We start from the raw sequence: 15,455 nt of genomic DNA on the forward strand, positions 1-15,455 counted from the left end.
AAAAGTCGTCCAAGTGGACGACTTTTAGCCTTCGAGCTGCGTGCGCCTACCAGCGCACGCTGGATGATGCCCGGCGATCTCAGCAATTAGTTTTTGCTTTGATCAACCAGTTTGTTTTTAGCGATCCATGCGCACTTGAAGGCGTAAAAAAAGTCGTCCAAGTGGACGACTTTTAGCCTTCGAGCTGCGTGCGCCTACCAGCGCACGCTGGATGATGCCCGGCGATCTCAGCAATTAGTTTTTGCTTTGATCAACCAGTTTGTTTTTAGCGATCCAAGGCATCATGGCACGCAATTTCGCGCCCACTTCTTCGATCTGATGTTCGGAAGTCAAACGACGACGGGAGATCAGTGTCGGTGCGCCAGCTTTGTTTTCCAGGATGAAGCTCTTCGCGTATTCACCAGTCTGAATATCTTTCAGGCATTGGCGCATGGCGTTTTTGGTGTCTTCTGTAACGACTTTAGGGCCAGTCACATATTCGCCGTATTCTGCATTGTTGGAGATCGAGTAATTCATGTTGGCGATACCGCCTTCATAGATCAAATCAACGATCAGTTTCAGTTCATGCAGACATTCGAAGTAAGCCATTTCTGGTGCATAGCCAGCTTCAACCAGGGTTTCGAAACCGGCCTTGATCAGCTCAACCGCACCACCGCACAGAACTGCTTGTTCACCGAACAAATCAGTCTCTGTTTCTTCACGGAAGTTGGTTTCGATGATACCAGCACGGCCGCCGCCGTTAGCCATCGCATAAGACAAGGCGATGTCACGGGCAGAACCGGATTTGTCCTGATACACAGCGATCAGGTGAGGCACGCCGCCACCCTGGCTGTAAGTACCGCGCACTGTATGGCCAGGTGCTTTCGGAGCGATCATGATCACGTCCAGATCGGCGCGTGGTACGACTTGACCGTAATGCACATTGAAGCCGTGAGCGAATGCCAACACTGCGCCTTGTTTGGCGTGAGGGGCAACGTTTTCAGCGTACACCTGAGCGATGTTTTCATCTGGCAGCAAGATCATGATGACGTCAGCTGCTTTGACTGCGTCGTTGACTTCAGCCACGTTCAGGCCGGCGTTTTTTGCCTTGTCCCAGGATGCGCCGCCTTTACGCAGGGCGACAGTTACTTTACAGCCGGAATCATTCAAGTTCTGTGCATGGGCATGACCTTGAGAACCGTAGCCGATGATAGCAACGTTTTTGCCTTTGATCAGGGAGAGATCACAATCTTTGTCGTAGAAAACTTTCATTTTGTATCCTAATAATTAAATATTTTTGTAAGAGAATGGCGTATGCCTGAAACTATTTTTTAAACCTTGAGGATGCGTTCGCCGCGTCCTATGCCTGAACCACCGGTACGTACCGTTTCCAGAATTGCCGTGCGGTCGATGGAATCAATGAAAGCGTCCAACTTACCTTTGTTACCGGTCAATTCTATGGTGTAGGTCTTTTCGGTGACATCAATGATGCGGCCACGGAAAATATCTGCGGTGCGCTTCATTTCTTCGCGCTCCTTGCCGACCGCTCTTACCTTGATCAGCATCAGTTCACGTTCTATGTGCGCGCCCTCAGTCAGGTCCACCACCTTGACTACCTCGATCAGGCGGTTCAAGTGCTTGGTGATCTGTTCGATGATGTCATCGGAACCGGAAGTCACGATCGTCATACGCGACAGGGTCGCATCTTCAGTCGGCGCAACGGTCAGGGTTTCAATGTTGTAACCACGGGCAGAAAACAGACCGACCACACGTGACAAGGCACCGGCTTCATTTTCGAGAAGGATGGAAATAATATGTCTCATCACAGATCCTCCGAACCCAGCAACATTTCAGTCAAGCCCTTGCCTGCCTTGACCATAGGCCAGACATTTTCGGTTTGATCAGTAATGAAATTCATGAACACCAGTCTGTCTTTCATGGCAAAAGCTTCGCGCACTGCGCCATCGACATCTGCCGGGTTTTCTATCTTCATGCCGACGTGACCATAGGCTTCCACCAGCTTGGTAAAATCAGGCAGGGAATCCATATACGATTCAGAATAGCGTGAACCATAATCAATCTGCTGCCACTGCCTGACCATGCCAAGGAAGCGGTTGTTCAACAAAATGATTTTTGGTGTCAGGTGGTATTGCTTGCAGGTTGCCAGTTCCTGTATGCACATCTGTATCGAGGCTTCGCCAGTGATACAGGCAACAGTTGCATCCGGATTCGCCATCTGCACCCCCATGGCATACGGCAAGCCGACACCCATGGTACCCAGGCCACCGGAATTGATCCAGCGACGTGGCTTGTCGAAGCGATAGTATTGCGCAGCCCACATCTGATGCTGACCAACGTCAGAAGTTACAAAGGCATCGCCCTTGGTCACTTCCCAGACTTTTTCAACAACTGACTGCGGTTTGATGACTTCAGTAGAAGTCGGGTATTTCAGGCAATCGCGACCACGCCATTCATTGACCTGCTTCCACCAGGCGGCCAGCGCCTTGGGATCAGGACGCGTCTCCACTGCACTCAGTTGTGACAGCATTTCCTGCAACACGTCTTTGACATTACCCACGATAGGAATATCAACCTTGACGCGCTTGGAAATCGACGATGGATCAATATCAATATGAATGATCTTGCGCGGATGTGACGCGAAATGTTTCGGGTTGCCGATCACACGGTCGTCAAAACGCGCACCAATGGCGATCAGCACGTCACAGTGCTGCATGGCCATATTGGCTTCGTAGGTGCCATGCATGCCTGGCATGCCGACGAATTTTTCATCGCTGGCACGGTAGGCGCCCAGACCCATCAGGGTATTGGTGCACGGAAAACCGAGTGTATCGACCAGTTTATTCAGTTCCGGTGCTGCATGCGCGAGAATTACGCCGCCACCGGTATAAATCATGGGACGTTCAGCCTGCAACAGCAGTTGCACAGCCTTGCGAATTTGACCTGCATGCCCTTTGTCGACTGGCTTGTAAGAGCGCATTTCGACTTCTTTAGGGTAGCTGTAGGTAGTTTTGTGCATGCTGATATCTTTGGGGATATCCACCAGCACAGGGCCCGGACGACCTGTCGTCGCAATATAGAATGCCTTCTTGACGGTTTCGGCCAGGTCTCTGACGTCTTTCACCAAAAAGTTATGCTTTACGCAGGGACGGGTAATACCAACAGTGTCGCATTCCTGGAAGGCATCCTGGCCGATAACGGCACTGGGAACCTGACCTGAAATGATCACCATGGGAATCGAATCCATATAAGCAGTTGCCAGACCAGTCACCGCATTGGTAACACCAGGTCCGGAAGTGACCAGAGCCACGCCGACTTTATTGGAGGAACGGGAATAAGCATCGGCAGCGTGTACCGCAGCCTGCTCGTGACGCACCAGGATATGTTGAAACTTGTCCTGATTGAAAATCGCATCATAGATATAGAGTACAGCACCGCCCGGATATCCGAATACGTGCTCAACACCCTCTTCGGCCAGACACTTGACAAGTATCTCTGCGCCTGTAAATTCTGAACTCATAAATTGTGTCCTTTCAAGGTCCATAGGAGATTGATCGGATGTTCTTTCCTGGCGAAATCGACATGTAAATACCGGAAAGCTGAGATCCCTTTACGTGCGGTCACATTCCCCTTTACACATCCGTTGGATATGGTACCAGGCAAGGCTTAGTGCACTCGTTCAATCAGTATTAAGGCTTTACAACGACAGACTTCTCACGCTTGTGGCATGGGTCAGAACAAACAGCTTCTTAAAGCGAACTCGTCGGTGTCAGCATTGTGGGCTGTTCCAGACAAGCATTTTGTGCTCCGAGATTTTGGAGCGGACTCACACGGTACTGTGTTGCAGCATTTTGGTCAAGGGAAATTCACCGTAAAAAGCAAGTTAACAGGATAAATAGGATTGTCAGAAAAACCATTTTCAACGAAATACAGGACATAAACGCGTATTTTTGCTAGCATGTGCGCAATTTTGAGCGCTGGCATCTTCCTAAAAAAGTCCAATCAGATCAGGAACTGGCGCCTGCTTAACAAATGCAACTACCTGCAACATAACTGCCAACGATGGCCACAGACAAAGAATTATCCAGCTTTTTGGAAGGTGTAGAGCGTCGTGCTTTCAAGCATGCCGTGTACACCGTCCGCAATGAGGAATCTGCTTTAGACATTGTTCAGGAAGCAATGATCAAACTCGCGGAAAAATACGGTGACAAGCCTGCCGCAGAATTGCCCATGCTGTTTCAGCGCATACTCCAGAACACCATACTGGATTTTTTCCGCAGGGAAAAAGTGCGCAATACCTGGGTCAGCCTGTTTTCCAGCATCACCCCGGCCAATAACCAGGATGATGACAATTTTGACTTATTGGAAAGCTATGCGGCAGAAGATGGCACGGAAGCATCAGAATCCAGTGCAGACAAGATAGAACGTGAGCAAGTTCTTAATATAATTGACGAAGAAATAAAAAAGCTTCCTGCGCGTCAACGGGAAGCCTTCCTCATGCGTTATTGGGAAGACATGGATGTAGCGGAGACCGCCGCTGCAATGGGTTGCTCAGAAGGCAGCGTCAAAACACACTGCTCCAGGGCAACACACGCATTGGCCGTCACACTAAAGGCTAAAGGAATACACCTATGAATTATTCAAAAGAAGCGAAAGACCTTGAGTTTGCTTACAAGGTAAGACGGGCGCTGAATGAATCAGCCGAAAGTCTCCCTGCGCCAACTCTGGATAGGTTAGCACAGGCCCGCAAAATGGCCATGGCACGCAAGAAACAGGAAGCACCTGTTGCCGTATTGGCATTTAAGGGCGTATTGGCCGGTAATTCCGGTTTTTCCTTCCAGGGGCCTGGTTCCTGGATGGGCAAGCTGGGTATCGCCCTGCCACTGCTGGTACTAGTGGCTGGACTGATAGGCATTTATGAATATGAACAACAGCAAAACATCAATGAACTGGCAGATATTGACACGGCCGTCCTGGTTGATGAATTGCCGCCAGCCGCTTATGTTGATACCGGATTCACTGCCTATCTGAACAAAACGGAGGAATAGGCGTGACGTTGCACCTGATACGAGATTTGTTGTGCCTGTCTGTTGTACTTTTCTCATTATCACCGGCTTTTGCCGGTGGTAGCGCTGCGCCTGCGCCACAAACCAATGCCAAGCCAGCCAATGGCCTCGCAACTTCCAGCTATGCCAAACCTTTATGGGTAGAACTCAGCCCTGCGCAAAAGCTGGCATTGGCACCGCTCAACCCAGAATGGGACAGAATGTCCGAACTGGGCAAGAAAAAATGGCTGGAAATCGCCAATCGCTATGCGACCATGAAGCCGGATGAGCAAGCCAGGTTGCAAGAACGCATGCGCGGCTGGGTCAAACTGACGCCAGAGCAACGCATGGCCGCACGCGAAAATTTTGCAAAATCCAACCAGCTCAAGCCAGAACACAAGTCTGCCCAGTGGCAGCAATACCAGCAACTGAGTGAAGAAGAGAAAAAACGCCTCGCCTCGGAAAACGAGAAAAAGAAAAGCGTCACCAATCTTCCGGCTGATGCGGTGAAAAATCCAAAAATTCTGGCGCCCATCAAAATAGGCCCAAAACCTGCTACCGCAGCAACAGGGACTACCGCTACGGCTGCCGCAGTCAAAACCACGCCGCCAGTAGCTGCGCCGTTGGCAGTACAGCCTGCCAGCGCTTCGTTACCTGCCATTTCACCTGCCGTACCTGCCCCGGCATCTGCCGCGACAGTGACAGACGCTGCCCCTGCCAGCGCCGCTGCATCTCAGGGCCCTGCCAAATAAATCTGTGAATTCTGAACTTACTGCCCCGCCATTACGTCGCCGCCTGATTTGCATGGTCTATGAAGGAATGCTGTTGTTTGGCATTGTTTTTGTCTCTGACTGGATTTTTGATGTGCTGACACAAAGCCGGCATGCGCTGGTATTACGTCACGCGCGCCAGGGCTGGCTGTTTCTGGTCATTGGCGCCTATTTCGTCTTTTGCTGGTGCCGCAGTGGCCAGACTCTGGCAATGCAGACCTGGCGTATCAAGGCAGTAGATCTGGATGGCGGCAAGTTGCCCTTGGTAAAAGCCATCGTGCGTTATTGCCTGTCATGGATGTGGTTTTTGCCTGCCATGGCACTGAATTATCAGCTGGGCCTGAAAGAATGGCCCATGGTTCTGGTCATCGCTGCCGGCGTCGTCGGCTGGGCCATGACAGCACGGCTGGACAAACACGGACAGTTTCTGCACGACAAACTTGCCAAGACGCGATTGATCCACATTCCTTCCGAAAATGAACTCAAAGCGAGTTCTGACGCCTGATCTGCTTTTGATGTTGGCTTTTCAATGTTATTCTTATGAAATAATTTATCGAGAAGAATGACATGCAACACAAAGCTCCTCGTCGCACCAGGGAACGCATACTGGAATTATCCCTGCGCCTTTTCAATGAATTCGGTGAGCCGAACATCACTACGACAGTCATTGCGGAGGAAATGAATATTTCCCCCGGCAATCTGTATTACCATTTTCGCAACAAAGATGATATCGTCAATTCCATCTTTACCCAGTTCGAAATGGAAATCAATAAGAAGCTGTCCTTCCCTGAAGGCCGCAAGGCGAATATTCAGGACATCTGGACCTATCTGCACCTGACGTTTGAACTGGTATGGCGGTATCGTTTTTTTTATCGCGACCTCAATGACCTGCTGTCCAGAAACCGCAAGCTGGAACTGAATTTCAAGCAGATCCTGACGCACAAGATCAAGGTTGCCACCGAGTTGTGCAACGGCTTGCGCACGGATGGCGAGTTTGAAGCCAGTGATATGGATATCGATGCCCTGGCCACCAACATGGTCGTGGTAGCCACTTACTGGCTGTCGTATGAATATGTACGTAATCCGCGCAAGTACACCGAATTGCAGACCATGTCTGACTCGCTGGCGCGCGGCTGCTATCAGGTGATCGTATTGATCAGCCCTTACCTGCGTGGCGAAACCAAGAATGTATTTGAAAAATTGTCGCAGGATTATCTGCGCAAGATGAATCCCGCATGACATCAGGTATGAAAGCAATCTGCGTTTATTGTGGCTCTTCGCCCGGCATCACGACGGAGTATGCCGCTGGTGCCCGTCAACTGGCGGCACAACTGGTCAGCCAGCAACTGCGTCTGGTCTACGGCGGTGGCAATGTCGGCCTGATGGGCATCATTGCCGATGAGGTGCTGCGCCTGGGTGGACAGGTCACAGGCGTCATCCCCAAGGCATTGATGGACAAGGAAGTCGGCCATACCGGCCTGACTGACTTGCATATCGTCAGCAATATGCATGAACGCAAGGCCATGATGGCAGAGCTGTCAGATGCCTTTATTGCCATGCCGGGCGGCATAGGTACCTTCGAAGAACTGTTTGAAGTGCTGACCTGGTCACAACTGGGTTTTCATGAAAAACCGGTTGGTTTATACAATATCAATGGTTTCTACCAGAAGCTGCATGATTTCTTGCTGCATACGGTAGAACAAGGCTTCCTGCGGGCAGCACACTTGGATTTGTTGTATATCGACAGTGATGCTGCCAGCCTTTTGCAAAAATTTACCCAATATCGCCCTGTCCATATCAAAAAATGGCTGGATGTCAAAGACCTGTAAGCTGCCCGGTATGATCTGCAGCCTGTTCTGAACGCTTACTCCATAGGCAAAAGCCGTTTTCCGGCCAAAACCGGAGTAAAATGCGACTTTACCCGACCTTTTCGTGTTTATTTCAAATTATGAAATTTTCCAAGCAATTCCCGTTATACGAATCCGAAGCAACTCAGTTCATCAAAGACCTGAAAAAAACCAACCCTGCGCTGGAACAAAGCCAGCGTGATGGTCGTGCCCTGCTGTGGGATAAAAAACCGGTCGACCTCGATACCCAAAAGCGCCAGCTTGAATCACGCATCAATCAGCAAGCTTACGTTTATCAAAACAAGGGCTAACACCGCCCAATACCACCCGATATCGCCCACATCAGCCTGTAGACAGAGAAGCCTGTGACAGCCACCAATGCGTTGCCGCCAACCGAGTTGCCACTGGTTGGTGCCGTTGACAGCACACCTGATGTTGTCGATGGGTTGGCCTTTGCCAAATTATATGGCGAACCGCTATTCAAGCTTCCTACCGATCTGTACATCCCGCCGGATGCACTGGAAATTTTTCTGGAAGCATTTGAAGGCCCGCTGGATTTGCTGCTGTATCTGATACGCAAGCAAAACTTCAACATACTCGATATTCCGATGGCGCAAGTCACCTTGCAATATCTGCAGTATGTAGATCAGATACGCAAACACAATCTGGAACTGGCCGCAGAATACCTGCTGATGGCCGCTATGCTGATTGAAATCAAATCACGCATGCTGCTACCATCGAATAAAAGTGCCGATAGCGATGAAGCCGACGATCCACGAGCCGAACTGGTACGCCGCCTGCTTGAATATGAGCAAATGAAACTGGCAGCCTATGACCTGAATGCCGTGCCACAGTTGGGGCGCGACTTTTTGCATGCACAGGTTTTCGTCGAACAAAATACGATCCTGCACTGGCCGCATGTAGAGATTGCCGATTTGCAGTCCGCCTGGGCCGATGTACTGAAACGGGCGACGCTGGTGGCACATCATAAAATCAGCCGGGAAGAATTATCTGTGCGCGAACACATGACCGGCATTTTGCGCAAACTGCAGTCCGCCAAATTTGTAGAATTCTCTGACCTGTTCGACCCCAGCCGGGGTGCGCCTGTGCTGGTCGTCAATTTTGTCGCCCTGCTTGAACTGGCCAAGGAAACGCTGATAGAAATTACCCAGGCCGAAGCCTTTGCACCGATTTATGTGCGCCTGGCCTATTCGCCAGCCTGATTGACAAATCACGATACGTCTTGACACCTTATCCATTGGCACCGACCACAACCAATTTATTACTATAGAGCTGCACCATGAAAATCGTTTCCTCCATTGAAGAGTTGCGCGACCAGTTAAGCGGACAATTGCGTACTGCATTTGTACCGACCATGGGCAATCTGCATGAAGGGCATTTATCCCTGATGCGCCTGGCAAAAAAACATGGCGACCCAGTCGTCGCATCAATCTTCGTCAACCGCCTGCAGTTTGGTCCGAATGAAGATTTCGACAAATACCCGCGCACCTTCCAGGCTGACGTAGACAAGCTGGAAAAAGAAGGCGTGTATGTACTATTTGCACCCACTGAAAAAGATTTGTATCCAGAACCGCAAGAATACCGCGTGCGCCCACCGGATGATCTGGGCAATATCCTGGAAGGTGAATTCCGTCCCGGCTTTTTTACCGGCGTCACCACCGTGGTACTGAAGCTGTTTTCGTGTGTGCAGCCACGGGTTGCCGTGTTTGGCAAAAAGGATTATCAACAGTTGATGATCGTGCGTAATATGAGCAAGCAGTTTGCCCTGCCAACCGAAATCATTGCCGCAGAAACTTACCGCGCAGACGATGGCCTGGCGCTGTCTTCGCGCAATATGTATCTGTCAGCCACAGAACGCGCTGAAGCACCAGTCCTGTACCAGACCCTGAATGAAGTCGCTGCTGAAGTACGCGCCGGCCATCTCGACATGTTTGAGCTGGAACGTCAAGCCATGGCCAGACTGGCTGCACGCAACTGGAAACCGGATTACATTTCCATCCGCAAGCGCGCTGATTTGCAACCGCCATCTGCCGGTGACATTGCCCAAAATGCGCAACTGGTCGTGGTGGCAGCGGCCAAACTGGGCGGCACACGCCTGATCGATAATCTGGAAATTTGATGCGCGTACTGCAAGCCGCAAAACCGGCACTGAAACGCTTGTGCAGTGCCGGCATGCTCTCGCTGTCACTTGCCGGTGTCTGTGCGACAGGCACAGTCCAGGCTGCTATCACGGTACTGGATGATGCGCAGCGCCAAGTGACATTGGCCAAACCTGCACAACGCATCATCAGCCTGGCGCCGCACATTACCGAATTATTATTTGAAGCTGGTGCGGCCAGGCAGATCGTTGCCGTCACCGATTACAGTGACTATCCTGAAGCTGCAAAAAAACTGCCTTCAATAGGAAATATTTTCGCGCTGGACCTGGAACGCCTGCTGGCCCTGAAACCCGATCTGGTGATTATCTGGGGAACCGGCAATGCCAAAATACTGGCCAACAAATTGCGCAGCAATAACGTCACCGTTTTTGAAAGCGAACCGCATGATTTTGAAATGGTGGCGACGTCGATAGAACGGCTGGCAATCCTGGCAGGCACCGATGCTACAGGCCAGGCAGCGGCACAGAAATTCCGCCAGCGCCTGGACAATCTGCGTAAAACCTATGCCCTGCCCGCCTCTGCCACGCCAGTCAGCGTGTTTTATCAGATGGTGCGCAGGCCATTGATGACACTCAATGATGATCACATGGTGTCCGATGCCATACGCCTGTGCGGTGGCAGAAATGTGTTTGGCAAATTAAAGGAACTCAGTTCCACCATCACCATCGAAGCCGTGCTGGCAGCCAATCCCGACATGATGCTGACCACAGGCGAGAATGCAGATGCGCTGGCCGACTGGCGACAGTTTCCCATCCTGACAGCCGTCAAAAAGAATAATTTCTACGCTGTAAAAGGTGACTGGCTCAATCGCGCAGGTCCGCGCATACTGGATGGCACCGAAGCACTGTGCAAGCACCTGGCAACAGCCAGATCAAAATAAGACGAATAGAACTACGCAAAATCGCATCAGAAGCAGGCATTTTGCTTTAAGGCGATAATAGCGGTCTCGCCTGTTCCGTCAGGCTTTTTATTTTGATTGGCAGCGATGCGTAAAGGTATCTTGTTTGCAGGCTCCGCCTATTTGCTGTGGGGCCTGTTCCCCATCTATTTCAAAGCCCTGCATGAAGTGCCTGCCCTGGAAATTCTGCTGAACCGCATGGTATGGTCATTGCTGTTTTTGCTTGGCGTACTGACCTGGCGTAAGCAATGGTCATGGATCAGCGAGGCGGTGCGCCAACCCAGGTTGATAGCTGGTTTTGCCATCAGCGCGCTACTGCTGTCTGCCAACTGGTTTGTGTATATCTGGGCCGTCAACCATGGCCATATCATTGATGCCAGCCTTGGCTACTTTATTACACCGCTGGTGAATATCCTGATCGGCTCTGTCTGGCTGCGTGAACGCCTGCGCCCTGTGCAATGGCTGTCGGTTGCACTGGCAGCCTGTGGCGTAGCCTGGCTGACCTGGCAGGCAGGACATTTGCCGTGGATAGGCCTGATCCTGGCTGCTTCTTTTGGTACCTATGGCCTGTTACGTAAAACCTCGTCCCTGGGTGCGCTGGAAGGCTTGTCACTGGAAACTGCCCTGCTCTTCCCGTTTGCCCTTGGCTACCTGATTTGGATGAGCATGCATGGCCAGAATGCCTTCATCAGCGGTGATATCGATATCAAAATGCTGATCCTGCTCAGCGGCCCCATCACCGCCATCCCACTGCTGTTGTTTGCTGCCGGTGCACGCCGCATACCCATGACCACGCTCGGGTTGCTACAGTACATGTCACCACTGGTGCAGTTGCTGCTTGGCGTATGGTTGTATCACGAGCCTTTTGACTCCAGCAGAATGCTCGGCTTTGTTGCCATCTGGGCTGCGCTGCTTGTGTATTCTTGCGAGGGTCTTTGGCGCAACTTCAGGTCAGTTGAAAGTACGGGCAAACAAGCTACCTGAGCGACCTAATCTACCTGAGCTGCCCAGGCTCGCAATTAAAGAGATTGCACAGCGCTCATGCAAAAGCGCGAAATCAATGTGTCATGCCTAATTTGATACGCAAGGGAAATTGCATTTTGCATGGTGTTCCCTTGCACAAACCTGGCTTATATCGTTCATGTATCAATGCGGTGGCTACCAGGTTTGTCATCCGTTCATCCGGTGATTTCATCACACCAACGGCATTCGGCGTCCCGTCCGCATTGACTTCAACGAAGACCGACAAATCCCCTTGTAGATGAAGCACATCCTGCGCATTCGAAATTGCCCTGAGAATTTCTTTGGTGCCTTTTAGCGGATACGGTGGCTCATCCGCTTCATCCAGATGTTCATACAATGAACGAACCCTGGCTTTTTGCTCGCCAGTCAACTCGGCATAAGGCTTATTGATTGGCACTCTAATACCAGTTACTGCATTTTGCCGGATACGCGAACCAGTTGAGTCATCTTCGCGCTTCAGTGTGTATTCCGGCGCCGATGCGCCTTCTTGCGCAAAAACTGACGTGACATTGAGCAGGCAAAAACTTAAAAACAAGCGCTGGAAATTGGACATAGGCATATAAGACTAACGTGGCTAAATTTGAATAAGAGGCTGCATGAACAAGTATTATTTGCAAATTGTACATGCAACTGTTTCAACAATTCTGTGATGATGTTATTTACATCATATCCAAGTTTTGCCATGCGCCGTACCAACATTCAAATTGTGTTACAAATCTTGTGGCCGCTTTCATGGTAAAGTACGGGCTTCGCTAGGGGTCCTGGAAGCAAATGTTTCCGGGTGAGAGAGTCCCTTCTACCTGATCTGGATAATGCCAGCGAAGGGAAGCGCAAAGTCCCGTCCGTCCGTTTCTTTGTTTGCTCCCGCGCTGTCATCCACAACGCATTAAAGCGCAAATAAAGAGCAAACCATGTCTGATACCCCATTTCGCCCTGCCCTGCTGGCATTTTCCATTGCCCAGGCATTTGTATTATTGCCCCATGCAGAGGCTCAGACGACAGAAAAGCCTCTGCCTGAAGTCGTAGTCACCGGCAACAAGACTTCCGAAGGCAAAGCAGAACGCAGCAAGGCATCCGGCTTCATCGAAACGGCTCTAGTGGATACACCATTCTCGGTGAATGTGATGACCAGCAGTCAGATGCAGGATTTGCGCGTGCGCCAGACCACGGATGCAATGAAATTCGATGCCAGCGTGAATGACGCCTACAACGCCATCGGCTATGCCGAACAATTCTCGATACGCGGTTTTGCCCTGGATAATTCATCCAGCTATCGCAAGGACGGTTTTGCCATTCCAGGTGATGCCGCCATCCCGCTGGAAAACAAGGAACGCATAGAAATACTCAAGGGCATTGCCGGTTTCCAGGCTGGCTTTGCCACGCCGGGTGGCATCATCAACTATGTGACCAAACGCCCGACCAGCGCACCATTGCGCTCGGTCAGCCTGGAAATCAGTGAACGCGGCACGCTGTATGGCGCGGCAGATATCAGCGACAATTCCAGCGACCGCCAGTTTGGTTTCCGTATCAACGCGGCAGGCGAACGTTTGCGCTCATACGTCAAGGGTGCGGATGGTGAGCGCCAGTTTGTGTCTGCTGCGTTTGACTGGCATATCACACCACAGGCACTGTTGCAGATCGATGCAGATTATCAGCATAAATCGCAATTGTCCGTTCCAGGATTTCAATTATTCAATGGCACGGATTTACCCCGTGGCGTACCGGCAGACCTGATGCTGAATGCACAGCCATGGGCCAGACCTGTGGATACCCGCAACAGCAATCTGGGCTTGCGTTTTGAATACCAGATCAACAAGGACTGGCAAGCCAGCCTGTCTGCCAACAAGCATGAATTCAAACGCGATGATTACACAGCCTTCCCATACGGTTGTGGCGCAGCAAATCTCTACCCCGGCTATTGCGCAAATGGTGACTATGATGTGTATGACTACCAGAGTGTGAATGAATCCAAATCACTGTGGGGTACGCGCGCACAATTGAATGGTAAATTCAGCCTTGCCGGCATGCAGCATGAGCTGGCTGTCGGCCTCAGCAATTCACAGCGCAAAGATTATTTTGGTGACTATGTGTATGACTATGCGGGCAGCAGCAATTTGTTCCGCCCTGTGGCAGTAGCGCCATCCACCAATAAAACCGGCCCGGCTTTACTGCGTCGTACTGACAAGGAATGGTCTGCCTTTGTACAGGACATCATCAGCCTGCAAGACAATCTGAAACTGCATCTGGGTCTGCGTCATCTGAATATTTCACGCACTCAGTTTGATAATCCTGGCTATGACCAGAACAAGTTTCTGTCGACGGCAGCGCTGGTATTCAAACCCGTGCAACAGGTTTCTGTCTACGGCAGTTTTGCTCAAGGGCAGGAACATGGCGGCATCGCCCCTTTCGGTACCAGCAATGAAAACAAAATGCTGAACCCAGGCAAATCCACACAAATTGAATTCGGTGTGAAGGCAGATGTGCAGCGTGATCTGAGTCTGTCTGCAGCCATCTTCCGCATCAAGAAGCCGCTGGAATATACCAATAGCAGCAATACCTATGTCAGCAATGGCGAAGCCCTGCATACAGGTCTGGAACTGTCTGCACAAGGCAAGCTGACTTCGCAACTGAATCTGGGAGCCAGCCTGACTGCGCTGGATGCCAAACAGCAAAACACCGGCATCAGCAGCCTGGACAACAAACGTGTCATGAACGTGCCACGCTTCAAATCTACTGTTTATGCCGATTATGCAGTAGCAGAAGTCAAAGGTTTGAATGTCAATGCAAGCTGGCAATATGCCAGCAGCAAAGTTTTCAGTCCGGACAATAGCGTCACGGTACCCGGTTACCATGTCGTCAATCTGGGCGCACGCTATGCGACACAAATCGGTAATACGGCAACGACCCTGCGCTTTAACATCGACAATGCGCTGGACAAGTTTTACTGGCGCGATGTGACCCAGTCTTTGGGTGGTTATTTGTTCCCTGGTGCACCACGTACTTACAAAGTGTCAGCACAATTCGATTTCTGATACAGCTTGCCCCATGCAAAAAGCGATGCCAGATTGATCTGGCATCGCTTTTTTATTGCCTTTGGTACTGCTATTCAATACTTTAAAAGCAATGCGTGGCCTCACACAGAAGCTATGGCACTATCAAGCTGAGCTTTCCAATGGAGCAGGCATGATGAATACGTTCAAGTATATTTTTGCTATCGCAAGCGCCCTGCTGGTCAATCTTGCGAGCGCGGAAGAAGTTTTAAAATGCCACGCCACTTTTCCTGATTTTGGCGATGGCAAACGTCAGTTTGAAATACAGATCGACAAATTGACCGATGGCGCACTGGCAGGAAAAATTGATGGCAAGGCAGGCAATCAAGACATCAGGATGAAAGTGTATGCAATATCCAGCGACCTTGACTTTGATACCGATCCGAATTCGGCAGCCCATGGCAAACTCAATGAGGCGGAAATCTCACTTATCCATATCTACAAACTGCAACACGACCCCTATGTGGGAAGCAGGACCATCATTTCATTCTCGCTAAAAGCAGTCAGCAAGATCCACTTTTATGACCTGGTGGGCGGAAAACCAAACAAGTTTGGCGGCACAGTATTATTTGAAGCCTATGACAAATCCGGCAAATTATTGGGACGCGTATTCAGATCATTGATGGTGGCTGACTGCACTTGATA

The 15,455-nt window shown here is 50.7% G+C and carries 17 protein-coding genes and 1 riboswitch; of the genes, 13 read left to right on the forward strand and 4 right to left on the reverse strand.

Going from position 1 to position 15,455, the window contains the following annotated elements; all coding sequences use genetic code 11:
• Window positions 1-234: 234 nt before the first annotated feature.
• From ilvC to ACO0LK_RS13965, 3 genes are read right to left on the reverse strand one after another with little or no spacing between them, the layout of a single operon-like run.
• Window positions 235-1,251 carry a ketol-acid reductoisomerase gene (ilvC, locus tag ACO0LK_RS13955; RefSeq protein ID WP_110253979.1) on the reverse strand — a complete coding sequence of 339 codons (1,017 nt, stop codon included), beginning with the start codon at window positions 1,249-1,251 and terminating at the stop codon, window positions 235-237.
• Window positions 1,252-1,310: 59 nt separating this feature from the next.
• Entirely contained in the window at window positions 1,311-1,802 is a 492-nt protein-coding gene (ilvN, locus tag ACO0LK_RS13960) for an acetolactate synthase small subunit (RefSeq protein WP_162059361.1), read from the reverse strand.
• Entirely contained in the window at window positions 1,802-3,517 is a 1,716-nt protein-coding gene (locus ACO0LK_RS13965) for an acetolactate synthase 3 catalytic subunit (protein WP_186949033.1), read from the reverse strand. The genes ilvN and ACO0LK_RS13965 overlap by 1 nt, the downstream gene beginning before the upstream one ends.
• A 542-nt stretch (window positions 3,518-4,059) precedes the next feature.
• Here ACO0LK_RS13965 and ACO0LK_RS13970 point away from each other — a divergent pair.
• The 11 genes from ACO0LK_RS13970 to rarD all read left to right on the forward strand — a co-directional run bounded on the left by ACO0LK_RS13970 (window position 4,060) and on the right by rarD (window position 11,721).
• Entirely contained in the window at window positions 4,060-4,632 is a 573-nt protein-coding gene (locus ACO0LK_RS13970) for an RNA polymerase sigma factor (protein WP_186949032.1), read from the forward strand.
• Entirely contained in the window at window positions 4,629-5,045 is a 417-nt protein-coding gene (locus ACO0LK_RS13975; RefSeq protein ID WP_422975993.1) for a DUF3619 family protein, read from the forward strand. The genes ACO0LK_RS13970 and ACO0LK_RS13975 overlap by 4 nt, the downstream gene beginning before the upstream one ends.
• A gap of 2 nt (window positions 5,046-5,047) precedes the next feature.
• Window positions 5,048-5,794: a DUF3106 domain-containing protein gene (locus ACO0LK_RS13980; protein WP_422975995.1), complete on the forward strand. Its 747-nt coding sequence runs from the start codon at window positions 5,048-5,050 to the stop codon at window positions 5,792-5,794.
• A 4-nt stretch (window positions 5,795-5,798) separates the two neighbouring features.
• Window positions 5,799-6,317, forward strand: coding sequence for an RDD family protein (locus tag ACO0LK_RS13985; protein ID WP_422975997.1), 519 nt, complete (start codon window positions 5,799-5,801; stop codon window positions 6,315-6,317).
• Window positions 6,318-6,379: 62 nt separating this feature from the next.
• Window positions 6,380-7,051, forward strand: a complete 672-nt coding sequence (locus tag ACO0LK_RS13990; RefSeq protein ID WP_186949030.1) for a TetR/AcrR family transcriptional regulator — start codon at window positions 6,380-6,382, stop codon at window positions 7,049-7,051.
• Window positions 7,052-7,059: 8 nt separating this feature from the next.
• A complete protein-coding gene (locus ACO0LK_RS13995) occupies window positions 7,060-7,641 on the forward strand; it encodes a TIGR00730 family Rossman fold protein (protein WP_422975999.1) in 582 nt (193 codons plus the stop codon).
• Between the two features lie 119 nt (window positions 7,642-7,760).
• Window positions 7,761-7,970 carry a DUF3460 family protein gene (locus ACO0LK_RS14000; RefSeq protein ID WP_422976001.1) on the forward strand — a complete coding sequence of 70 codons (210 nt, stop codon included), beginning with the start codon at window positions 7,761-7,763 and terminating at the stop codon, window positions 7,968-7,970.
• Window positions 7,971-8,024: 54 nt separating this feature from the next.
• The gene (locus tag ACO0LK_RS14005) at window positions 8,025-8,882 is read left to right on the forward strand and encodes a segregation and condensation protein A (RefSeq protein ID WP_186949027.1); all 858 of its coding nucleotides are present in this window, start codon (window positions 8,025-8,027) and stop codon (window positions 8,880-8,882) included.
• 77 nt (window positions 8,883-8,959) lie between these two features.
• Window positions 8,960-9,799 carry a pantoate--beta-alanine ligase gene (gene panC / locus ACO0LK_RS14010; RefSeq protein ID WP_422976003.1) on the forward strand — a complete coding sequence of 280 codons (840 nt, stop codon included), beginning with the start codon at window positions 8,960-8,962 and terminating at the stop codon, window positions 9,797-9,799.
• Window positions 9,799-10,719, forward strand: a complete 921-nt coding sequence (locus tag ACO0LK_RS14015) for a cobalamin-binding protein (RefSeq protein WP_422976005.1) — start codon at window positions 9,799-9,801, stop codon at window positions 10,717-10,719. The genes panC and ACO0LK_RS14015 overlap by 1 nt, the downstream gene beginning before the upstream one ends.
• 105 nt (window positions 10,720-10,824) lie before the next feature.
• The gene (gene rarD, locus ACO0LK_RS14020) at window positions 10,825-11,721 is read left to right on the forward strand and encodes an EamA family transporter RarD (RefSeq protein WP_422976007.1); all 897 of its coding nucleotides are present in this window, start codon (window positions 10,825-10,827) and stop codon (window positions 11,719-11,721) included.
• A 73-nt stretch (window positions 11,722-11,794) separates the two neighbouring features.
• Here rarD and ACO0LK_RS14025 read toward each other — a convergent pair whose 3' ends face one another.
• Window positions 11,795-12,313, reverse strand: a complete 519-nt coding sequence (locus ACO0LK_RS14025; protein WP_422976009.1) for a hypothetical protein — start codon at window positions 12,311-12,313, stop codon at window positions 11,795-11,797.
• Window positions 12,314-12,504: 191 nt separating this feature from the next.
• Window positions 12,505-12,604: riboswitch (TPP riboswitch) on the forward strand.
• A gap of 67 nt (window positions 12,605-12,671) precedes the next feature.
• On the opposite strand from ACO0LK_RS14025, the gene ACO0LK_RS14030 reads away from it, so the two are divergent.
• Entirely contained in the window at window positions 12,672-14,792 is a 2,121-nt protein-coding gene (locus ACO0LK_RS14030; protein WP_422976011.1) for a TonB-dependent siderophore receptor, read from the forward strand.
• Between the two features lie 151 nt (window positions 14,793-14,943).
• The gene (locus tag ACO0LK_RS14035) at window positions 14,944-15,453 is read left to right on the forward strand and encodes a hypothetical protein (protein WP_422976013.1); all 510 of its coding nucleotides are present in this window, start codon (window positions 14,944-14,946) and stop codon (window positions 15,451-15,453) included.
• Window positions 15,454-15,455: the final 2 nt, after the last annotated feature.

This window comes from Undibacterium sp. Ji49W (assembly GCF_049340205.1).
GTDB lineage: Bacteria > Pseudomonadota > Gammaproteobacteria > Burkholderiales > Burkholderiaceae_D > Undibacterium.